Source organism: uncultured Nostoc sp., assembly GCF_964245575.1.
Taxonomy (GTDB): Bacteria; Cyanobacteriota; Cyanobacteriia; order Cyanobacteriales; family Nostocaceae; genus Nostoc.
The window spans coordinates 3,901-24,934 of sequence record NZ_CAXTNP010000102.1 but is presented as its reverse complement, the minus strand read 5'-3'; the positions used below and the strand labels follow the sequence as shown (position 1 = coordinate 24,934).

Below are 21,034 nucleotides of genomic sequence, written 5' to 3'. Positions count from 1 at the left end.
AGATATGAGACATGAAATGATATTATTAATTAAAATGTCTAATTAGAGGAGTATATAATGATATGATTGGGATTGCGATCGCAGGCACTGGATTTGGTCAAAAAGTCCACATCCCTGGATTCCAAGCACATCCTCAAACTGAGGTAGTTGCTGTTTATCATCGAGATATAAATAAAGCTAAAGCCATAGCAGAATCTCATAATATTCCCCACGCCTCCGACTCACTTACAGATATTGTGGCATTACCAGAAGTGCAAGCAGTTAGCATCTCTACGCCGCCATTTTTGCACTATGAAATGGCAAAAACTGTATTGCAAGCTGGGAAACATTTATTATTGGAAAAACCGACAACTTTAAATGCAGTTGAGGCTAAAGAACTTTATCAGTTAGCTAAAGCAAAAGGTGTTATTGCGACTGTAGATTTTGAATTTCGCTTTGTACCAGGATGGCAGTTGTTTGCTGAATTATTGTCAGAAGATTATGTGGGTAAGTTGCGCCTAATTAAAATTGATTGGTTGGGTTCTTCTCGTGCTGATACTTCACGCCCTTGGAATTGGTATTCTGACAAGAAGAAAGGAGGCGGTGCATTGGGATCTTTGGGTTCCCACACCTTCGATTACATTCACTGGTTATTCGGCCCTGTGCGTAGATTAAACGCCCATTTAACTACTGCTATTCCTACACGAGTTGACCCTGTTAGTGGGGAATCTAAGCCAGTGGATACAGATGACAACTGTATATTAACACTGGAATTAGCAGATGGTATACCTTGCCAACTTTCTATCAGTGCGGTAGTTCATGCACCAAGAACTCATTGGGTAGAAGTATATGGCGATCGCGGTACATTAATTGTGGGTAGTGAAAATCAAAAAGATTATATACATGGTTTTCGTGTTTGGGGTTCCCGCCCAGGTAAACCCCTAACGGAAATAGAAATACCGAATCGGTTAATATTTCCGAAAAATTATGCTGATGGGCGCATTTCAGCATTTATCCGCGTAGTAGACCAATGGGTGCAAGGAATTGACCGCAATCAGGAAATTATACCATCGCTGCGAGAAGGAATTTATTCTCAGTTGTTGATGGATTTATCTCATGAATCTCATACAAAAGCAAGTTGGGTAGATGTACCGAGCTTGGAAGGATTTATTAGCAACTAGAGAGAAAATGAGCAAAACTCCCCGCATTTCTATCCCGCCGGAAGTAAAGAAATATATTTTTCAACGTGACAAATACCAATGCCAAAGCTGCGGTAAAACTACTGGAGAAACTAACCTCAGCATTGACCATATTATTCCCCTCGCCCGTGGCGGTCAAAATGATATCAGCAATTTACAAACCCTGTGTCTTAACTGCAACCAGCAGAAAACAGGCAACATTGATCCCCGCTTCCGGCGATATTTTCAGCTTTAGGTTAGGATCGGATGAGCTATTAGTTTCTGATTATCTATGCCTCAAAATCACAATAGCAATTCCCTAAGATTTCTCAATATTAGAACTACGATTCTCTACCTCTTTGCTGTCATAGCTATTTTAGTAGTAGCCTTTCCCTGGCTATATGAGATTAAAACGAAAGCTGGGATCGATATATCACCTGGACGCCATGCAGGAACCTTTTTTGAGAAACATACCCACGGACTCTTCAAGTGTGAGTGGCTTTATCCCTACCATTGCGTAGACGCAAAGCGGCTTGTCATTAGACATCGCTCTCAGATTAAGTAAAGGATATTAAAAAAAAAGGGGAAAATTTTCCCCTTCTCTGTGTGTGATATTTTTACCCCAACTGAATTACAGCAATTTTCATAAATAGACCACACGGTAGGGTAGCACAGCTGTGCTACCCTACTACATCTATCCCAACTGACTTGAGATCATGCTGACATCAACGGCTAACTTTTTGCCCAACTTGAGCAACTGAAGACACTGATTATCTGCTTCATTACCAAAGCTAGTGATACACACCGGCGCTATCTGACTGTGCAGACAACTAAAGTATAGTTCCTGCGATCGCTGTAGGGAAACATCAATATTTAGTTGATCCCCGACATCAATCAATCGTTCCAACAGTTGGATATCTGCATTAAAACTACCATTGGCATCGTGCAACAATTGCCAGAGCGATCGCGCAATTAACTGTTCTAACATCTGCTTACCGTCGGGAATATTCAGCCGACAACGCAGATGTTTTGCTTCAGTAGCGATCGCCTCCAATTCTAAGATGTGACTCCAACTCTTTTGGGGATCAGCGATATCTTGCTCAAGCGATCGTAATGTCATCAAACAGCGATGCCCTAAAGCAATATCTGCTGCAACCTGCAATTCTTGCGGTACTGCAATTTCATCTCGATGAAACGCCATCAGCACACCATAATTATCACGGTAGGCTTGGGTATACAATTGTCCTAAACGTGTCAGTGTTTCCTGACTAAGTAGCCCCATAATTCGGTGGCGTTCTTCAGCAAATAGATTTTGCAAGCTGAAAGCTTCTTCTCCAAATAGCTGTGTCATCACCAAAATAGTATGAGCCGCACTAGCTTGTTGCAGTGCCCCAAACAGCTTTTCTTTTAATTGGCTGTAGTTACGCCGCCCGGTAAATTGTTGAATGCAGCAGTGGAAATCCCAGCCTCCCAAATGCAGAACTGCAAATACCAAATGCTCACTTTCCCAAGTAATCTCTGATACCAGCTTTAAATTTCCGACAGCCAGAGTTAGCGATCCCATGCGTTGCAATTGGTAATCTAACTCATTGGCAGCATAGCAATAAACCTTTTTGTGGTAACGCTGAGACTGTTTGTCCACAGCATCTTTTCTCGGCAGAGAATTGCGCGTCTCTACTAGTTTCTGATTACGAAACAGGGAAGTAATGGCGTAATGGGCTGTAACTTGTTTAAAGCCAAGTTGAGCAGTTAGCACTAGTTGGCGATAAATTTCCGCACCGTGTTTGAACTGATCCACATTACTGGGGGCTAAACCCAGACGTTTGACAAAGCCTTTTTCCAACTGCACACCAGCCACTTCCCCTGCCAATTCCAAAGCACGAGCGGCGTAGCGCAGAATTTGTGTCCCCTCTGGACGGGAAATTTCTTCAAAAAACCAACCGCAACTAGTGAACATCAACAAAGCGTGACGCTGCATTTCTAACAAGCGCAAAGCGTCTACTTGTTCGGCTGCCGTTAGTTTGTGGGTTTGATGACGGGCGAGGAAACGGTTGACATTGGTAGCAGAGCGATCGCGCAATACTTGGATATATTCATCTCGTGCTAGCCAGGGATCACGAAATAACTGTCTACCATGTTCTGCATACACCTCAGTTAGCTGATCCCGCAGCCAATTTAGGGAATCCCGCAAGGGACGACGCCATTTCTGATGCCAAACTGAGCCTTCTCCACCGCAACCACAGTCATCCTCCCATCTGCCGACACCGTGGGCGCAACTCCAGGCTGTGACTGACTTCAATTCCACTTCCCAACTCGGAGAATTTAAGCTGAGGTAGTGAGCGAAGTTCGTCACCGTCCAACCCTGTTGAGGAAACTCTTTAGTAAAGGCGTAGGCTAAAGTTTTCTCAGTTCCCTTTTTGTGGTGTCCGAAGGTTTCCCCATCTGTCGCTACAGAAATCAACTGTGCCAGACGATGATCCCCACGCACCGCCGAACCGATACGTCCGGCAAAGTGACTGGAATTATAAACTACATCACTAAAACCCATGTCCCGCGATATCGGGCCATCGTAGAAGAAGATATCAATGTAGGGGGGGGAGACGCGATTAATCGCGTCTGTACTAGGGAGTGGGGAGTGGTTACTATCCCTACTCCCTTCTTTGATCGCACTCAGAGGTGAAGATGAAGGTAAGAGTGTGGGCTTCAAATAACAACGGTAGGGACGGGTAGAATCAATCTGACTACCGCCGACTTCGATCCATTCAGGATGGGGATGATCTGGAGTGGGGAGGGGACGACAACGCAGTGCTTGAGACGGTGCAAGGACAATGAAGCGGATACCCTCAGCAACAAGAGCTTCTAGGGTGGCGTAGTCTACAGCAGTTTCTGCTAGCCACATCCCTTCGGGATCGCGTCCAAAGCGGGAGCGGAAGTCTTCTTTACCCCAGCGAATTTGGGTATATTTGTCGCGTTCGTTCGCCAGAGGCATGATGATGTGATTGTATACTTGCGCGATCGCATTACCGTGACCATGCAAGCGATCGCTACTCTTGGCATCCGCCTCTAAAATTCGCTGATAAACCTCCACATCGTAGCGTTCTAGCCACGACATCAGCGTTGCCCCAATATTAAAACTAAAATACTCATAATTGTTGACGATCCCCACCACTTCGCCTTGGTCATTTAAGACTCTGGCAAAGGCATTCGGGCGATAGCATTCCCAATGAATCCGCTCATTCCAGTCATGGAAAGGTGCAGCGCTCGGTTGGCGTTCAATTGCGTCCAGATAAGGGTTTTCCCTTGGTGGCTGGTAAAAATGACCATGCACCGTCACATAAACACCATTAGCCTTTCTCAGGGGATCGATTTCTTTGGTGTTATTGGGATCTGAATGTAATGTTAACGTTGAGCCAGAGCTAGCTGGCATTTCAGCAGCAGAAGTCATGTATATTTATCCAAAACAAAAAACTTGCAGTTGCACCGAAAAGATTGTGCGTAAACCTTTATCCAATAGTTTGAACACAAAATCCGGTATAAACGACAACTATGGAATTCAACCAAATTTTGACAAAGCTGTTTTATTGTAGTGGCAAATCTGCGTTATCGCACAGCCCTTTCCCTGAAGGCTTAAAGTAATTAGCCATTGAACAAGGCCTGAGTTAGGGGTTTTGTCTTATTGGGCGCCAATCAAAATTTAATTGTCTTTTAATATATTAAACCCCATTTTTAGTGTAATATTTTGGCTCAAATTCATAGTTTTGCAACAAAAGATTACAATAACTCATTATATCGCAATCTAATTTCACATACACAGTAGTGAACTGAAAACAGTAAAATTTCTGAATTGCTCTACAGACGGTTGAGAGTATTATGTCGGAGTGTTGAGTGAAAAAGATTGTTGATTCAATACTCCAAATTTAAAATTTAGGATTGCTCGCTGTGAATGATACCCTCAACCCAAAACAACAAATGTCAACCAAAAACATTATTCTTTTCGCTTTACTACTGTTTATCCCGGTTTCTGTAGCAGCCCACTTTCTGGAATGGGGAGAATTAATAGTTTTCATTACAGCTGGATTAGCAATTTTGCCCTTAGCAGCTTGGATGGGTACAGCCACAGAAGAAATTGCTGTCGTAGTTGGGCCATCGCTAGGGGGCTTGTTAAACGCCACCTTTGGCAATGCTACAGAATTAATCATCGCCTTAGTGGCACTGAATGCTGGGTTAATAGATATAGTCAAAGCTAGTATCACGGGATCGATTATTAGCAACTTACTGCTGGTAATGGGTTTTTCCATGCTTTTGGGAGGACTGCGCTACAAAGAACAGACATTTCAGCCAATTGTGGCGCGGGTAAATGCTGCTTCGATGAATTTAGCGGTGATTGCGATTTTGATGCCAACGGCAATGAACTATACCTCTCAAGGAATTAACCAACAAACACTGCAAAATCTTTCTATTGCTGTTGCCGTAGTATTAATCTTGGTTTATGCCCTAACGCTACTATTTTCGATGAAAACTCACTCTTATCTTTATGATGTGGGTGTAGCGGAGGCAGAATCCGAAGTTGAGGAAATATCTCATGCTAAACCAAATATGGCTTTATGGGTTGGCGTGCTGCTAGTATGTACCTTGCTAGTGGCAATTGAATCAGAAATGTTGGTCGATTCTCTGGAAGTGGCTACATCTCAGCTAGGTTTGACGGCGCTGTTTACAGGGGTAATTTTGGTTCCCATCGTCGGTAATGCGGCTGAACACGCCACAGCAGTCACCGTGGCGATGAAAGATAAGATGGATCTTTCCCTGTCGGTAGCTGTGGGATCGAGTATGCAGATTGCTTTATTTGTCGCGCCCGTGTTGGTAATAGCAGGGCGGGTATTGGGTCAACCAATGGATTTAGATTTCAAACCCTTTGAATTAGTCGCTGTAGTTGTGTCAGTGTTGATTGCAAACAGTATTAGTTCCGATGGTAGGTCTAATTGGCTGGAAGGCACTTTATTATTAGCTGCTTATACAGTGTTGGGATTCGCCTTCTACTTTCATCCAGTTATGGAAGGTATGGGGTAATTAGCAGTGCTATGGGTGATGACTTGTCTAATTAGCTTTCACTAGCTTAATACTGGATAATTAGCAAATCTAAACCCGCTTTTGCCTGGGACAGGAGAAAATAAAGAGATATAAGAGCGATCGCCTATATGAGCTACTGCCTTAATCCCCATTGTCCCAAGCCGGAAAATCCTGATGATGTCAAGTTTTGCCGGACTTGCGGTACCAAGTTACTCCTCAAAGAACGTTACCGTGCTATCAAACCAATCGGACAAGGTGGTTTTGGCAAAACCTTCTTAGCTGTGGATGAGGATAAACCCTCAAAACCACGCTGTGTAATTAAGCAATTTTATCCTCAATCCCAAGGCACTAACACTCTGGCCAAAGCCGTAGAGTTATTTAACCAAGAAGCGGTGCAGTTAGATGAATTGGGCAAACATCCCCAAATTCCCGAACTACTGGCATATTTTACCCAAGAAGCTCGGCAGTATCTTGTACAAGAATTTATTGACGGGCAAAACTTAGCCCAGGAATTGGCACATAGAGGTGCTTTTAGTGAAACGCAAATCTGGCAACTATTAAACGATTTATTGTCAGTTTTGCAATTTTGTCATACTAGACACGTAATTCACCGCGATATCAAGCCAGAAAATATTATTCGTGAGAGCAATGCTCAAGGCAAACTAGTATTAGTAGATTTTGGTGCTGCTAAATCTGCTACTGGCGCTGCCTTAAATAAAACTGGTACTAGTATTGGCAGTCCAGAATATGTTGCGCCTGAACAAATGAGAGGTAGGGCTGTTTTTGCCAGCGATATTTATAGTTTGGGTGCTACTTGTATTAATTTATTAACTGGGCGATCGCCCTTCGATTCTTACGATACCAACAACGATACATGGGTTTGGCAGCAATACTTACAAACTCCCGTCACTAATCAGTTGAGTCGTATTCTCAACAATATGCTAGAAAGTATTCCAATTCGGCGTTATCAAACAGTAGAGGAAGTTCTCAAAGACTTAAATCAACGGTCGCAAGTAGCAGTCACACCAGCGATCGCACAAAAACCTATCCCTCAATCACCACTCAATTCTGCATCCACTTTTGTATCGAAATCTCCTAGTCAACTTGAGAAAGAGTTAGAAGAAATGAAAACCCAATTTTTGGGTAACAGCAAACCTCAACCAAATAAAATACAATCACCAAACCCCACATCTCAGCCTCCTAGTAAAAGCAAAATAGATGAAGAATTAGAAGAATTAAAAGCTAAATATCTTGGTAATAATAACTCTTAATATTAAGGTAGTGGGAAGGACAGCACGCGGCTGACTTCGTTTGTGCAATCTTTATATCGGAATAGCTCGTCTTCACCAGCTTGATCGTTTGGGATCGAAGCGATCCGCCAGAAATCGATCAAGCCACCTGTTTGAAGTCGAACGGTGTGGCGGACTGGCGCTCCTGGCCAACGGCTACGCCGAGCCGATCGCGCCGGTGGTGAGCAGCAGCATCCAACAGACGAGGTTTCGTGAGTTTGGGTAATTGCATTGCGTTCTCTCAAGTGCTAGTGGGTATCTGTGCAACCCCGGTGGCGATCAAATGCGGCTTTTGCGATCCGACAGATCGATCGCGACCTTGCCGAAGAGTTCCTGCGACGACAGAGCTTGATAAGCGTCCTTGGCGTTCTCGAAGCGGAACCTGCGATCAATAGGCGGTCGAACCTGGTGCGTGTCGATCGCCTGCACCAAAGCTTCATACATTTTTGCATTGCCGACAGAGATGCCGCGGACGGTGGCACCCTTACCCATCAGCGCTCCATATTCCAGTGGCCCATCGTCGAACGTCATTAATCCGATCAGGGCTACTTCGCCGCCATAGCTGAGGGCTGCCAGCGACTGGTTCAGCGTCCCTGTGCCGGCGGTGTTGACTACCTTGTTAACGCCGCCTGTCCGCTCGAACACCGCTTTTCCCCAATTTGGAGTGTCACGGTAGTTGACGCCATCGCTGGCACCAAGGGCGACCAATCGCTTCAGCTTGGCATCCTGGCTCGACGTGGCGATCACCTGAGCGCCTGCCGCACGTGCTAGGAGCATGGCAAAGAGTGATACACCACCGCTACCCAAAACCAGAACTTTGCTATCCGATCCAATCGGATGGTCGCCATAAAGGGCGTTCCAAGCTGTAAGCGCGGCACAGGGCAGGGTTGCCGCTTCGGCGTAGTCCAAGCTGGCTGGCGCACGCACGACGCGATCAACGGGCAGAACGACATATTCAGCCAACATCCCATTTTCATCAAGCGAACCTAGACCGAAACCTAACTCCGCTTTGGGCGTCCCTCCGAGCCATGCAAAGTACAACCCCGTGACCCGATCGCCGACAGCCCATGTATCGACGCCAGAACCGATCGCATCAATTTCACCCGCTCCGTCCGAAACTGGCACGAGATCCCTGTCAGGCAGCCTACCGTTTAGCCCCTTCAGCACAAGCTGGTCACGATAATTGAGTGACACTGCATGAATGCGGATTCGCACTTCCCCCGGGCCAGGCTCCGGCATTGGTGTATCCTCAAGAACCAGTCCCTCAAGATCGGTAGTTCCAGCCTTCAAAATCCAACGTCGCATGTTAATCTCCTGTTTAAGTAGTTTTTCTCGGCGCGAACTTGGTCGATTCACCTCTGAATGCTGGAGTTCTTTGATATGGCTTCAGACTTCGCCGCTTGGAAAGATCAGGCAGTGACCTTGGCTGGTGCTTCGAGCGTGGACATATCGATCACCAGACGATAGCGCACCTCTCCCCGCTCAAGCCGTTCAAAACCGTCGTCGATATCCGCAGCCGAGATAATTTCGACATCGGCTGATATATTATGCTGGCTACAGAAATCTAGCATCTCCTGCGTTTCACGCGTACCCCCCACCCCTGAACTCGCCAGCCGCCGCCGTCCCATCGTCAGCAAGACGGGACTGAAATCCATATCTGCGGAAATGCCAAGACAGCAGAGCGTGCCATCAAGCTTGAGCGATCGCAGATACGAGTTGAGCGGATGGCGGGATGAAACCGTATCAAGGATGAAATCGAAGCGGAATGCTTGATCTGCCATTTGTGCCTCGTCGGTTGACACGATCGCCTCGTCAGCTCCCAATGCCTTCGCATCGGCAAGCTTTCCCGCAGACGTGCTGAATAGGACGACATGAGCGCCCAACGCGTGAGCAAATTTCACTGCCATGTGACCGAGACCGCCCAGCCCCACAATACCAACCGTCTTGCCAGGTCCCACGTCCCAGTGGCGAAGCGGCGACCAGGTTGTCACCCCCGCGCAGAGCAGGGGTGCTACGCTTGCCGGATCGAGACCTGATGGGATGTGATAGGCAAAATGGGTATCGACAACATATTCGTTCGAGTAGCCCCCGCGTGTGATGCTGCCGTCGTGCCTGTCGATGCCATCGTAGGTGTTCGTCACACCTTCGCGGCAATATTGCTCTAAATGGCTTTTGCACGGTGGACATTGGCGGCAGGAATCGACGATCGTGCCCACCACCACAGCGTCGCCGATTTGGAATTTCGTTACATCTGCACCGATTGCTGTTACCTCGCCAACCATCTCGTGACCCGGAACTAAAGGAAAGCGGCTCTTCCCCCGAATTGCGTGCAGATCGCTGTGGCAGACGCCGCAGAACTGGATCTTCACGGCAATATCGTTGGGTCGTAACTCCCTTCGATCAAAAGCCCAGGAAACCAGGCGATCGCCTTGACCTAAAGCAGCAAGTCCATAACAGCACCGCAGCGATTGATTTTGTTCGAGAGAGGTATTGCTTGGCATTTGCTTTTCTTCCTCTTTGTAAGCCAGGGGCGATTTAATCTATGTGCAGTAAATATAGATCGGATACAATCCTTTGACTAGATGGCATAATCGGAATAAACTTATGAAATACATGCAGTAATGAAGCGTGACGAACTGAACGACTTAGCCGCATTCGTGGTGGTCGCTGATGAGATGAGCTTTACGCGCGCCGCGTCGAAGCTGGGTATGTCCCCATCTGCCTTGAGCCACGCAATGAAGGCGCTCGAAGACCGTCTTGGCTTGCGATTACTGGCAAGAACTACCCGGAGAGTCTCGACGACCGAGGCTGGCGAACGACTGTTAAAAATCTTACGACCTGCCTTCGAGGATATCAGCGCCGAGCTGACAGCCCTAAGTGAGTTGCGTGACAAGCCTGCTGGAACCGTACGCATTACCACGTTTAAGCACGCGGCCACCTCTGTGCTATCGCCCGTGCTGCCCGGTTTTCTCGATGCATATCCGGATATCCGCGTCGAGATTACGATAGACGACGGTCTAACCGACATTGTTGCGAACCGTTATGATGCCGGTATCCGGTTTGGTGAGAAGGTCGCCAAAGATATGATTGCCGTGCGGGTCGGCCCGGATATCCGAGCGGCAGTCGTCGGGTCGCCAATCTATTTCGCTAACCATCCCGTACCGAACACACCGCAAGACCTCGCCGGACATCGCTGCATCAACTATCGATTCGTGACAGCTGGAGGTCTTTATTCTTGGGAGTTTGAGGAAGATGGGCAGCCGTTTCAAGTTAGGGTCGATGGGCCTCTCGTCTTCAATGACGGCGATCTGATTCTAGCTGCTGCGTTGGCAGGACAGGGGATTGGGTATCTCTATGAGGATCAAATTGCCGATCATGTTGCCGAGGGTCGGCTGATCCAGGTCTTGGCAGAGTGGTGCCCGACCTCTCCCGGCTACTACCTTTATCATCCAAACCGCCGCCAAACGCCGCCGGCATTGGCCGCGTTGATTGATGCTCTGCGGGTCAAATGGGCTTATGGGCAAACTGCACAAACAAGAATGTAGATCCGGTTTGGGTCGAATTGAAATTACAACTTTTCGGCTACTAATACCAAGTTGCCAAAGATAAGCTGTTCCACATTTAACTTGCAATAACAGTGTTACCCTTATTTTTTATTTTCGCTGCCATTTAATAATTAATTCTTCTTAATTTAAGAGTCTGTCTAATAAATTTCTCAGTTACTTTAGTAATTTAAATAATTTGTGAGCGATAAATTATGTCTTTAGAATGCCAGACTAATTCTACTAAATTGATATTTGGACTACAGGTCATTCATCAAAAGTAACATCAATATTTTCTGTGTTAACTCACAGTGATCGCTTTCTTTTAAGGCTTTTTGTAAATTGTCTTTTTGGGATTGAGTTAGAAAACCTTTAGCAGGCATAACAGCACGCTTTTACTCGAATTTATTTAATTCAGCATTTATGTAACGCTGCGTTCTTTTATGTCTTTACAACAATGGTAGCGTTGGGTTAATTCTGCGTAAGTAGGTGGGTTGAATTAAATATAAGATAGAAAAAAGACTTATAGACTCAGGATGTTGCTCAATGGCTGCTCCATTACGGGTAGTATTAACTGATTTTATAAAATGAAAAATATGCAAGTTAAATGTGCATTAGCTTAACAGTGAATAATTAACAATTAATAGTAATAACTGACAAAAAAAAGTGGCTCTTACAGAGCCACTTTCAAATTTACAATCTAAAACTCTCTAATTTGTAGGTGTAGTTGGTTCTGTAGCTTGCAGCTCTCTTGGTGTGGAAGTTTGCACTGATGCTTCAGAAATCGGTGTCCATTCGGTGTGGAAGGCTCCGGGCTTATCAAGTCGCTCGTAGGTGTGCGCCCCGAAGTAGTCGCGTTGAGCTTGAGTGAGGTTTTGAGGCAAGCGATCGCGTCGATAGCTGTCAAAATAATCTAATGACGCACTGAATGCTGGCACTGGAATTCCCAGTTTTGCTGCTGTTGCCAACACTTCGCGCCAAGCTGTTTGTCTGTCGAGAATCGTCTGCTTGAATTCTGGGGCTAATAGTAGGTTAGGTGGCGCTGGATTTTCGTTAAATGCCTTCTTAATCTTATTCAAAAATCCAGCACGAATAATACAGCCACCCTTCCAAATCCGCGCCATTTCACCTAAATTCAAGTTAAAATTATAGGTTTTTGAAGCTGTAGCTAGCAGTGCCATGCCCTGAGCGTAAGAACAGATTTTCGAGCAATACAGGGCATCTCGCACCATATTGATAAAGGCTTTGGTATCTCCCTCATACTTGCCAGAAGGGCCTGTAAGTATCTTGGATGCTTCTACCCGCTCTTTTTTGAAGGAAGACATGATCCGGGCGTTCACAGCTGCAATGATTGTTGGTACAGCAACTCCCAAATCCATTGCGGTTTGCACTGTCCAGCGTCCGGTTCCCTTTTGCCCTGCGGCATCAACAATCAAATCGACTAAGGGTAGATTTGTTTCTGGGTCAATGTAGGGGAAAATCTTTGCCGTAATTTCAATCAAAAACGAATTGAGTTCGTCGGTGGTGTTCCACTCGGTAAAAACTTCGTGTAGCTGATTATGGTCTAGTCCAGCAACATTTTTCAGCAAGTCGTAGGCTTCAGCAATCAGCTGCATATCGCCGTACTCAATGCCGTTGTGTACCATTTTGACGTAGTGACCAGCACCACCAGGGCCGCAATAGGTTACGCAAGGGCCATCGTCAACTTGGGCAGCAATTTTATTAAAAATTGGTGATAGATACTCGTAGGAGCTTTCTGTACCTCCAGGCATCAGTGAGGGGCCATTTAGCGCACCTTCTTCACCACCGCTAACACCCATCCCGATAAACCGAAATCCAGCAGGTTCTAATTCCTTGGTACGGCGATCGGTATCTTCAAACCAAGAGTTGCCACCATCGATAATGATATCACCTTCATCTAGCAAAGGTCGGAGTTGAGAAATCACTGCATCTACTGGCTTACCAGCTTGCACCATTATCAGAATTTTACGGGGACGTTCCAATGCGGCGACAAATTCTTCTAGAGTAAAAGCGGCTTTGACGTTCCGTCCTGGCGCACGTTGCGCCATAAAGGCATCCGTTTTTTCTCGGGAGCGGTTGTAAACTGCAATTGGGAAGCCATTACGCTCCACGTTTAGAGCGATATTCTCACCCATAACGGCTAATCCAATCACACCAAAGCTTTGTAGTGTCATAAATTCCAGATGTTTGGCTAACTCTTGCAGATCCTTTTACCTTAAGGGTAATCCGAGATTTTCCCTTCTCTCCTAAAGAAGACCTTAAGAGTTGATATAACTGACAAAAATCTACAACTAACACGGATAATTAATTTTAAATTGTATCTAAATCAACAATTGACTTGCAAAATTGTTAGTTAAGGGATTGGGGACTGGGGATTGGGGACTAGGGACTAGGAATAAATTTAATAACAAGTTGCCAAAGTTAGTATTGTTTAGTATCTAAGCTCTGCTGGACTAGCTTTTAACCAAATAATACTATCTATGACAACTTGGTATAATTCATTAAATTAGTTTTTCTTCCTAATACCTAATATCCAGTCCCCAGTCCCCAGTCCCCAGTCCCTAGTCAAAGGAGTAACCAAATAATGCTGGCATTTGTCCTAGCTTTGGTGGTCGGTTTTGGTAGTTTAGCCATTTACATAGCAGCTTTCTTTTTTCCAGAAATCCACCGCAAGAATGATTTTATCTGGAGTGGTGTAGGACTGTTCTACGCCTTAGTCTTATGGGTGTTTGCACCACGCATTACTGGGGGTTTGTTGCTCGGTCATGTGGCTAGTGTGGCTCTTTTGGTCTGGTTTGGCTGGCAAACTCTATCATTACGTCGGCAATTGACGCCGCAGGTACAACAAACTCAAGTACCCAGTCCTGAGACGGTGAAAACTGGCATTCAGGAACAGGTAAATAAGTTCTCCCTTCAGGAACGGCTGGGCCAGTTGCAAAAAGGTCTTGGTAGCACCTTCAGTGGTGTGAAAGATAAAGTGCAACAAACTGGGAGTAAAAAAACACCCACAACCCCCAAACCTGAAGACATTACCTCTGTACTAGCAGAGAAACCTGTTATTGAGATTATCGATAAAACTACTGCCATACCAGAACAACCAGTAGAGGAGACAGTTACTACCGACACCGAAGCAAAAACCGAGACTGTACCGGAAGCGATTCCACCACATCCCCCATCTCCTGAATTGGTGGAAGCAGTACAAGCAGATTTTGAAATTGAGGAGAAGCAACCGATTCCCGTAGAAGACATTGCGCCGGATGCGGTACTCGCTCCCCCGGCAGAAGCACCACCTGAAGAAATACCGCCTAATCAAGCTAGTTGAATGCAGTGAAACCCAGCGTTAACCTAATATAATGTTGGGTTTCACTATTTCCATCATGCTATTTTAGGGCTAATTTCAAACACTAATTCAGAACGATAGAAGCACACATCAAACGCTAAAAAGAAATTCATGTGTCCTAAAATCAATGGGGCGTTTCTATTTCTTGTCCAAGCAAAAGCTAGCTCTACTCTCGGAAATTGCTCAACATTTGCCATCAACACCAATGCTCTCGCCTCAAACCTAGCCAAATTACCACCCAATGGAACTGAGAGCCTTTGACGTTCCCAAACTGCTCCCAGCCTTAATCCGATTTCGTAGGGCAATACGTTGACACTAGAACCAGTATCTAGTAAGCCTGATACGCTTACACAACGATTCTGATAAGTTAGAATTAGCGGTAGATAAGGCAGCCTACTTAATGCACCGAGTTCTGGATTTACCTCAGTAAATGCAAATCTAACTTTATCAACCATGTGTTGCCGCTTTTTCTTCTGCTAGTGCCTTCGCTAAAACAGCAGCAGCTTCAAAAGAATCATATAAGCCAAGACTTGCTACTTTGTCCTGAGCATCCAATGGAACTAAACTTGATTCCTTTACTAATTCGGCTGCCAGGAAATGCATTAGTAAGAGTTTATCAGTGTGGGATAATTCTTTAAGCAGCGGTATGAGTTCGGTAAGAAGCATAAGTTAAGGCTTTAATGAATTTAGGTTACATAAATTTTAGAGCATAGTTTTAGGAGAGAAGCCGCAAGCTACAATTTTTAGTGCCTTGTTCTTAGTCATAGCAAGGCTTAGAGAAAGAATGTCTGAAAAATTTTTTATATACACCAAACGCTTAGATATACCGCCAGATCCCCCTTAAAAAGGGAGATTTTGAAACTCTTATTACCCATTTTTTAGGGGGAGGTTGGCAAATATTTGATACTTCTGAGACATCCTGTAAAATACTATCGTCTTATATTCTCTCTACAGGTTTTCTCTATATGGGCTTTACGTGTCAGTAATTGCAGATTATCTATGGTAGTTAAACCACCTTGAGACATAGGTTTAATGTGATCAATTTGAAAATCTCTCCGCATCTGAGTTTTAACTTTACTCATTGCACAAGTTATAAACCCTTTTGCATCTGTGTGCTTGGCGAATACAGCATTTTTAATTTTTCTGTATTCAAGAATATCTCGCTCTTTGATTTCATATAGAGTTAACTTCTCTATTGGTACATTGTCAAAGATTACAGTTGGTCTTAATACTACAACATTAGGGTATACACCTTCAATTTTAAGAATTTCAATGTCCAACTGTCTCCTGAAATATAGGTTGTTGTTACTAAATAAAACTTGCCAAAAAGACGTTTCATCATTCCAGAGAGAATTGATATAGTCAGACTTTGCTTGACCACCTAATGAATTGTCGTAGATATGTCTTGCTACAATAGATAAATCGCATTTTCTTCTTTCGCTGAAGGCTAGAAAATCTGGTTTTTGTTCCTTGTGAGCATAGAAACGCAAGATATTTTTTACATCTTCATCTCTATAGCCCAGTAAAGTTTGATAGTCAGGAAAATAAATTTCCTTTGCAATTTTCAAAAGAAGATCAAGTTCTACTTGGGTCAAGATTTCCCTGTCTTGTAAATCAATACTTTGAAATATAACTTTCAAATCTTGTACAAAGTTGTCGTATGCCTCTTCTGTGTCATCATATAACAACACATCATAGTTGGTAGGCTTAGGCTCAGATCCTTCAGACGGTTCAAGAATGGAAAAACGATAAATTCCAAGAGGAATCCTTTTCAAAAATACTAATTTTTCTAACCCAGTAGTATTAATGGATTCATCCATGATGCGAGTAAACTCTTCAATCATCTCAATAGATATTAGCCGAGCAGTTCTATTACCTGATGGAATATCTTTCTCAATAAATTCTGCATCATCTTCAAAATGAAGCTTTTCTGGGTTCACCCAGTTAATTTTGTCTTCCCAGTCATCAATAAAGCTGACTACATAGGCTTTTTCTGTGCCGCCTGCTTTTTGCCCACGTAAAGCCCTCCCTATCATTTGTGTCATTAATATTGTGGACGCGGTAGGTCTTGTGAGAAAAACAGTTTGTACGTTAGGTAAATCTGTCCCCTCAGTTAATATTTCTACATTGATCAATACCTCAAGCTCTCCATTTCTAAATTTTTGTATTTTTTCTTTATTGTCTTTTGCAGCAACTGTAATACCTGTAGTTAAATCTTGAACTGAAGATACAACATAATCAGAATTAATTCCTTTATCTGTAAACAGTTTGTTCAGGGCAATTGCATGTATGACATCGATTGCAAATATCAGAAGAGGTTTATACTTTTTCTGATTATTGATATAATGACTAACAATTATCTTGTTACGCTCATAAGATTTAGCAATATCCTCAGCAATATTTTTTGGCAGCTTATCAAAGTCTTCAATATTTTTTATTTCCCTGGCTGTTAATTTTTTATTTATCTCTATCTTAGTTTTGAGATTTTCAAAAATAGGTTCGGCAAGTATTCCTCTATTAATTAAGTTTCTTAGATGTTCTGAAAAGATAATATCTTTGGGAAAAACTAATTTTAGCAAACTCTTTTCACTCTCATCTGTTCGGAAGGGAGTAGCTGTTAGCCCTAGCATTTGAAAGCCGTTATCATGACCTCGCTTCTTTAGATCATCTTTGACAGCATTAATTAATTTACGATAGGTCTTAGCTGTTGCATGATGTGCTTCATCCACTACCAAAAGAACTTCTTGTAAGTGACCGAGCCAGTTTGTCAACAAGTAATCAAGCCCACTGTTTAGACTATCTTTACTGGCAATAATGATGTCATCACTGGGTTCAATGTGTACAGGTCGTCCATGTTTAGGATGACCTGAGATAATGCGGTATCTAAATCCTGATACATTACTCAATAATGATGAATAGGCACTAAGTCGAAGTGTCTCAAATGCTTGGTCAAGTAGTTCATGACGATGAGCAATCCATAGAACTTTTTTCTTGTTGTTAATGAAGTTACGTAGTAGCCAGTGAATTGCTGTCAAAGTTTTCCCGCCGCCTGTGGGTAGAACTAGCAAGCCTTCAAAGCCATCTTTATTGGTTTCATTCAGTGCTTTAATTGCTTCATTCTGGTGAAAGTATAGCTCTTTGGGAGTCTCACCCCTTTGAACTTCGATCCGACCTGCGTATTCAACTTGAACGGTTGGCATAATAAGTAAAATCCTAGAAAGACTGTGCTTTAAGGGAGTGGCTGGAACTAGGTCTACCTCAACGGATTGCAGCAATCCATTACCCTAATTGTCAGTATTCCCAAACCGAGAGCGCTGTCTAACTAATTACCAGGATATTTATATAGAAAATGAATGTATTAATAAATACTTATTACAGGCAATCGCCCTTTTGAAAGTACGATTAGAGTTATTTTGGGCTTTGTCCTACAAGATTCCCGGCTTCTTTGGAGAAGTTAGGAATCTGAGCCTTTCAGGACAACAGGCGATATCTGACGACAAGCCGTACAGCGGCTACGCACTACCATTAGTAAAAACCTTAATTTCTAGTCCAGTAACATCATCTGGAACAGAAAAGTTATTCAATTCTGGCGCGGAGTGCGGGAGATGGAAAGAAAGTTGCAAATCCAGCTTGTCGCTCATTTAAAGGTTCTAGAGCATCGTTCCAAAGAGTTTCATAATAAAAGAAGGTTACGCCTAAACCGCGTTCTTGGGCAGCCCGCACCTGAGACTTAATTTGTTGCATAGGAACTGGATTATTTCGTAACCCTGTCATAATACCAATTCCAGTTGGAATTATTTGTTGCGCTTCTTGAATTTCTGGACGGGAAATATTAGCTACAAAACTTTGCAGATTCGGACGATAAATTTGCACAATTAACTCGTCCACAATATTTTGCCGCATCCAACTTAGCCAATCTTGCAGGTGAAACTTGTAAGCCAAATTATAGTAATTAGGAGAAACAGAGAAAATCGCTTGAGGTTTTCTCTGCTTTACAACTTGGTTAAGTTGTACCATGAACGCCGTAATTTTATCTGCCCGCCACTTTACCCATGCCGCATCTTGGGAATTATTTGGTGGAGGATTATTGGTTTCTTTGGTGTACAAAGCAACTGTATATTGGTCGTAGCCAAACTCGTGAGGCAAACTCATGTGATCGTCAAACTGAATACCATCGGCATCATATTGCGTGACAGTTTCTAGCACTAAGTTGGTGATGAACTGTTGCACTTGCGGAAAGAACGGATTAAGCCACATAACCTCACCCGCCGCACTAATCGAAGTTTGGCTACCATCTCGCTTTTGTGTGAACCAATCAGGATAATTCATTGCCAATTCCGACGTTGGAGGAGCCATGAAACCAAATTCAAACCAGGGAATTACTAGCAATCCTTTGTGATGGGCTTGGGTAATCAGGTCTGCCAGAATATCATGCCCATCTGAACCTTTGTTGACAAAAGGTTGAATACCTGCACGTTGTGCTAGGGCACTGGGATACATCACATAGCCAGAATTCCACACCACAGGATAGATTGTGTTGAGGTTCATCTGTTGTAGTTCACTCACCGCATCCTGCACTTTGGCGCGACTCTTAAGAGTGTCAAAATCATTGGTGGTCATCCAAACCCCGCGAATTTCCTGACGCGGTAGCTGTGCGATGGCGCTGAAGCGCCCACCTTCGGTGATCGCAGGCATGAAGTTGCCTACCAGTAATACAGTAACAAAGGATATTAAAATGAGAATCGCAAAAAGATACTTGAGCAATGTCTGACGACAAGCTGCTGTGCATCTACGCCGCCAACTTTGAACAAGAAAAGGTAATTTCATAGATTTGAATGATGCATTAGCCACCTACACACCCTATTGCTCGCTTTGATGATTGAATTTACTAACCATTTATATAATCTACAAGTATTTATGCTTACTAGGATTGATGAGTTGGTAGTTGTTCGTTCCCTGCTTATAGAACTTTTGCACCAGAAAAACTAAAGCAGACCTAGCAAAGTTATAAGATGCTTGACGCAATTAGTAGTGATTAGTGCCCAATGTCTATTGGGCATTGGTTATACTTCATCTTCCTGAACTCCCACACTGCGCGAAGCTAAAGCTACATCTCCCCCAGTCTTTTTCTTGTCTACGAGACGCTACGCGTAGCTTGCTTCCCTGTAAGGGTACAATTTTGAATTTTGAATGAGTGAATTTTGAATTGATTTCTCCCACGCCCTACCTGTGTCACAATAAAGAACTGTAATAAGAAAAATATTGTTAAGGTAATTTAGTGAGTCCAACTGCTCAATCCACGGCAAGTGCGCGTCGCGTGGTATTTCCTTTTACGGCAATTGTGGGCCAGGAAGAAATGAAACTGGCGCTCCTATTGAACGTGATTGACCCCAAAATTGGTGGTGTAATGATCATGGGCGATCGCGGCACCGGTAAATCCACAACTATCCGGGCGCTGGCGGATCTGCTGCCAGAAATTTCTGTGGTTGCCAATGACCCCTTCAGTAGTGATCCTAGCGACCCCGACTTGATGAGTGATGAAGTCCGCCAACTGTTAGAACAAGGGGCCCAAATTCCTGTAGCTCACAAAAAAGTCCAAATGGTAGACCTGCCGCTAGGAGCTACAGAAGACCGAGTTTGTGGCACAATCGACATTGAGAAAGCTTTATCTGAAGGTGTCAAAGCTTTTGAACCGGGACTGCTGGCAAAGGCTAACCGAGGCATTCTCTATGTGGATGAAGTCAACTTACTAGATGACCACCTTGTAGACGTGCTACTCGATTCCGCCGCGAGTGGATGGAACACTGTAGAACGAGAAGGTATTTCTATCCGTCACCCAGCGCGTTTTGTTCTTGTGGGTTCTGGAAACCCGGAAGAAGGCGAACTACGCCCGCAACTGCTCGATCGCTTTGGAATGCACGCAGAAATCCACACTGTAAAAGAACCAGCCTTGCGGGTGCAAATCGTGGAACAACGGGCGGATTTTGACCAAAATCCGCCAGTATTTCTCGAAAATTACCAACCCCAGCAAGAAGCACTGCAAGAGCAAATTGTCAATGCTCAACAGCTTTTGCCAGAAGTAAAAATTGACTATGAACTACGGGTAAAAATTTCTGAAGTCTGCTCTGAACTGGATGTAGATGGTTTGCGGGGTGACATTGTTAGTAACCGCGCCGCCAAAGCTTTAACAGCTTATGAAGGACGCACTGAAGTTACAGTTGATGATATCCACCGCGTAATTACGCTATGCTTGCGTCACAGGCTGCGGAAAGACCCCTTAGAATCGATTGATTCTGGCTACAAAGTCGCCAAAGTTTTTAGCCGCGTCTTTGGCGTCGAACTACCAGAAAGTGATACTGCACAAAAAAACGGCACAGGTCAAAAGTTAGGGGCTAGGAGTTAAAAGTTAGGAGTTAGGCATCATGTAAAAATAAGTTGTACAAAATTTATTTGGAATAGCTTGCTCAATCTAGCTTTCACACAAAAATTGTTCAGGTTATTTTTACACAAATCCTTAGGAGTTTTGAATGGAAAGCTGCTTCATAACTCACAACTTTTATTCCTCACTGAAGACTAAGTACATAACTCACTACTCCTAACTCCTAACTCCTAACTTTT

At 44.0% G+C, this 21,034-nt stretch carries 17 protein-coding genes; 8 read left to right on the top strand and 9 right to left on the bottom strand.

Annotated elements, in window-relative coordinates:
- Window positions 1–62: 62 nt before the first annotated feature.
- From ACFFAP_RS17550 to ACFFAP_RS17540, 3 genes are read left to right on the top strand one after another with little or no spacing between them, the layout of a single operon-like run.
- A complete protein-coding gene (locus ACFFAP_RS17550; RefSeq protein ID WP_375512404.1) occupies window positions 63–1,160 on the top strand; it encodes a Gfo/Idh/MocA family protein in 1,098 nt (365 codons plus the stop codon).
- Between the two features lie 7 nt (window positions 1,161–1,167).
- Window positions 1,168–1,413 (top strand): HNH endonuclease, encoded by a 246-nt coding sequence (locus ACFFAP_RS17545; protein WP_375512403.1) that lies wholly within the window; start codon window positions 1,168–1,170, stop codon window positions 1,411–1,413.
- A 36-nt stretch (window positions 1,414–1,449) separates the two neighbouring features.
- Entirely contained in the window at window positions 1,450–1,722 is a 273-nt protein-coding gene (locus tag ACFFAP_RS17540) for a hypothetical protein (RefSeq protein WP_375512402.1), read from the top strand.
- Window positions 1,723–1,851: 129 nt separating this feature from the next.
- On the opposite strand, the gene ACFFAP_RS17535 is transcribed toward ACFFAP_RS17540, so the two are convergent.
- Window positions 1,852–4,602 carry a DUF3536 domain-containing protein gene (locus ACFFAP_RS17535; RefSeq protein ID WP_375512401.1) on the bottom strand — a complete coding sequence of 917 codons (2,751 nt, stop codon included), beginning with the start codon at window positions 4,600–4,602 and terminating at the stop codon, window positions 1,852–1,854.
- A 524-nt stretch (window positions 4,603–5,126) separates the two neighbouring features.
- Here ACFFAP_RS17535 and cax point away from each other — a divergent pair.
- The gene (cax, locus tag ACFFAP_RS17530) at window positions 5,127–6,224 is read left to right on the top strand and encodes a calcium/proton exchanger (RefSeq protein WP_375512400.1); all 1,098 of its coding nucleotides are present in this window, start codon (window positions 5,127–5,129) and stop codon (window positions 6,222–6,224) included.
- Between the two features lie 128 nt (window positions 6,225–6,352).
- Window positions 6,353–7,495: a protein kinase gene (locus ACFFAP_RS17525; RefSeq protein ID WP_375512399.1), complete on the top strand. Its 1,143-nt coding sequence runs from the start codon at window positions 6,353–6,355 to the stop codon at window positions 7,493–7,495.
- A 2-nt stretch (window positions 7,496–7,497) separates the two neighbouring features.
- Here ACFFAP_RS17525 and ACFFAP_RS17520 read toward each other — a convergent pair whose 3' ends face one another.
- The 3 genes from ACFFAP_RS17520 to ACFFAP_RS17510 all read right to left on the bottom strand — a co-directional run bounded on the left by ACFFAP_RS17520 (window position 7,498) and on the right by ACFFAP_RS17510 (window position 10,014).
- A complete protein-coding gene (locus ACFFAP_RS17520) occupies window positions 7,498–7,758 on the bottom strand; it encodes a hypothetical protein (RefSeq protein WP_375512398.1) in 261 nt (86 codons plus the stop codon).
- Window positions 7,759–7,792: 34 nt separating this feature from the next.
- Complete coding sequence (locus tag ACFFAP_RS17515) at window positions 7,793–8,818, bottom strand: NAD(P)-dependent alcohol dehydrogenase (protein WP_375512397.1); 1,026 nt, start codon at window positions 8,816–8,818, stop codon at window positions 7,793–7,795.
- 104 nt (window positions 8,819–8,922) lie between these two features.
- Window positions 8,923–10,014, bottom strand: a complete 1,092-nt coding sequence (locus ACFFAP_RS17510; protein ID WP_375512396.1) for an NAD(P)-dependent alcohol dehydrogenase — start codon at window positions 10,012–10,014, stop codon at window positions 8,923–8,925.
- 120 nt (window positions 10,015–10,134) lie between these two features.
- On the opposite strand from ACFFAP_RS17510, the gene ACFFAP_RS17505 reads away from it, so the two are divergent.
- The gene (locus ACFFAP_RS17505) at window positions 10,135–11,058 is read left to right on the top strand and encodes a LysR family transcriptional regulator (protein ID WP_375512395.1); all 924 of its coding nucleotides are present in this window, start codon (window positions 10,135–10,137) and stop codon (window positions 11,056–11,058) included.
- 707 nt (window positions 11,059–11,765) lie between these two features.
- Here ACFFAP_RS17505 and gndA read toward each other — a convergent pair.
- Window positions 11,766–13,250, bottom strand: a complete 1,485-nt coding sequence (gndA, locus tag ACFFAP_RS17500) for an NADP-dependent phosphogluconate dehydrogenase (RefSeq protein WP_375512394.1) — start codon at window positions 13,248–13,250, stop codon at window positions 11,766–11,768.
- A 410-nt stretch (window positions 13,251–13,660) separates the two neighbouring features.
- Between gndA and ACFFAP_RS17495 the strand changes: the two genes are divergently transcribed.
- Window positions 13,661–14,398 carry a Ycf66 family protein gene (locus ACFFAP_RS17495; protein WP_375512393.1) on the top strand — a complete coding sequence of 246 codons (738 nt, stop codon included), beginning with the start codon at window positions 13,661–13,663 and terminating at the stop codon, window positions 14,396–14,398.
- 53 nt (window positions 14,399–14,451) lie between these two features.
- Here ACFFAP_RS17495 and ACFFAP_RS17490 read toward each other — a convergent pair whose 3' ends face one another.
- The 4 genes from ACFFAP_RS17490 to ACFFAP_RS17475 all read right to left on the bottom strand — a co-directional run bounded on the left by ACFFAP_RS17490 (window position 14,452) and on the right by ACFFAP_RS17475 (window position 19,243).
- The gene (locus ACFFAP_RS17490) at window positions 14,452–14,871 is read right to left on the bottom strand and encodes a hypothetical protein (protein WP_375512392.1); all 420 of its coding nucleotides are present in this window, start codon (window positions 14,869–14,871) and stop codon (window positions 14,452–14,454) included.
- Window positions 14,864–15,082: a hypothetical protein gene (locus ACFFAP_RS17485; protein WP_375512391.1), complete on the bottom strand. Its 219-nt coding sequence runs from the start codon at window positions 15,080–15,082 to the stop codon at window positions 14,864–14,866. The genes ACFFAP_RS17490 and ACFFAP_RS17485 overlap by 8 nt, the downstream gene beginning before the upstream one ends.
- Window positions 15,083–15,345: 263 nt before the next feature.
- Window positions 15,346–17,616 (bottom strand): DEAD/DEAH box helicase family protein, encoded by a 2,271-nt coding sequence (locus ACFFAP_RS17480; RefSeq protein WP_375512390.1) that lies wholly within the window; start codon window positions 17,614–17,616, stop codon window positions 15,346–15,348.
- A gap of 376 nt (window positions 17,617–17,992) precedes the next feature.
- Window positions 17,993–19,243: a glycoside hydrolase family 10 protein gene (locus tag ACFFAP_RS17475; RefSeq protein ID WP_375512389.1), complete on the bottom strand. Its 1,251-nt coding sequence runs from the start codon at window positions 19,241–19,243 to the stop codon at window positions 17,993–17,995.
- A gap of 451 nt (window positions 19,244–19,694) precedes the next feature.
- Here ACFFAP_RS17475 and bchI point away from each other — a divergent pair, with 451 nt between their 5' ends.
- Window positions 19,695–20,819, top strand: coding sequence for a magnesium chelatase ATPase subunit I (gene bchI / locus ACFFAP_RS17470; RefSeq protein ID WP_375512388.1), 1,125 nt, complete (start codon window positions 19,695–19,697; stop codon window positions 20,817–20,819).
- The last annotated feature ends 215 nt before the right edge of the window (window positions 20,820–21,034 follow it).

Coding starts and splice junctions, on each gene's coding strand:
- gndA (WP_375512394.1), bottom strand. CDS start 13,250: ATGACACTACAAAGCTTTGGTGTGATTGGATTAGCCGTTATGGGTGAG.
- ACFFAP_RS17475 (WP_375512389.1), bottom strand. CDS start 19,243: ATGAAATTACCTTTTCTTGTTCAAAGTTGGCGGCGTAGATGCACAGCA.
- ACFFAP_RS17510 (WP_375512396.1), bottom strand. CDS start 10,014: ATGCCAAGCAATACCTCTCTCGAACAAAATCAATCGCTGCGGTGCTGT.
- ACFFAP_RS17525 (WP_375512399.1), top strand. CDS start 6,353: ATGAGCTACTGCCTTAATCCCCATTGTCCCAAGCCGGAAAATCCTGAT.
- ACFFAP_RS17550 (WP_375512404.1), top strand. CDS start 63: ATGATTGGGATTGCGATCGCAGGCACTGGATTTGGTCAAAAAGTCCAC.
- ACFFAP_RS17485 (WP_375512391.1), bottom strand. CDS start 15,082: ATGCTTCTTACCGAACTCATACCGCTGCTTAAAGAATTATCCCACACT.
- ACFFAP_RS17495 (WP_375512393.1), top strand. CDS start 13,661: ATGCTGGCATTTGTCCTAGCTTTGGTGGTCGGTTTTGGTAGTTTAGCC.
- ACFFAP_RS17480 (WP_375512390.1), bottom strand. CDS start 17,616: ATGCCAACCGTTCAAGTTGAATACGCAGGTCGGATCGAAGTTCAAAGG.
- ACFFAP_RS17540 (WP_375512402.1), top strand. CDS start 1,450: ATGCCTCAAAATCACAATAGCAATTCCCTAAGATTTCTCAATATTAGA.
- ACFFAP_RS17505 (WP_375512395.1), top strand. CDS start 10,135: ATGAAGCGTGACGAACTGAACGACTTAGCCGCATTCGTGGTGGTCGCT.
- cax (WP_375512400.1), top strand. CDS start 5,127: ATGTCAACCAAAAACATTATTCTTTTCGCTTTACTACTGTTTATCCCG.
- ACFFAP_RS17545 (WP_375512403.1), top strand. CDS start 1,168: ATGAGCAAAACTCCCCGCATTTCTATCCCGCCGGAAGTAAAGAAATAT.
- ACFFAP_RS17515 (WP_375512397.1), bottom strand. CDS start 8,818: ATGCGACGTTGGATTTTGAAGGCTGGAACTACCGATCTTGAGGGACTG.
- ACFFAP_RS17490 (WP_375512392.1), bottom strand. CDS start 14,871: ATGGTTGATAAAGTTAGATTTGCATTTACTGAGGTAAATCCAGAACTC.
- ACFFAP_RS17535 (WP_375512401.1), bottom strand. CDS start 4,602: ATGACTTCTGCTGCTGAAATGCCAGCTAGCTCTGGCTCAACGTTAACA.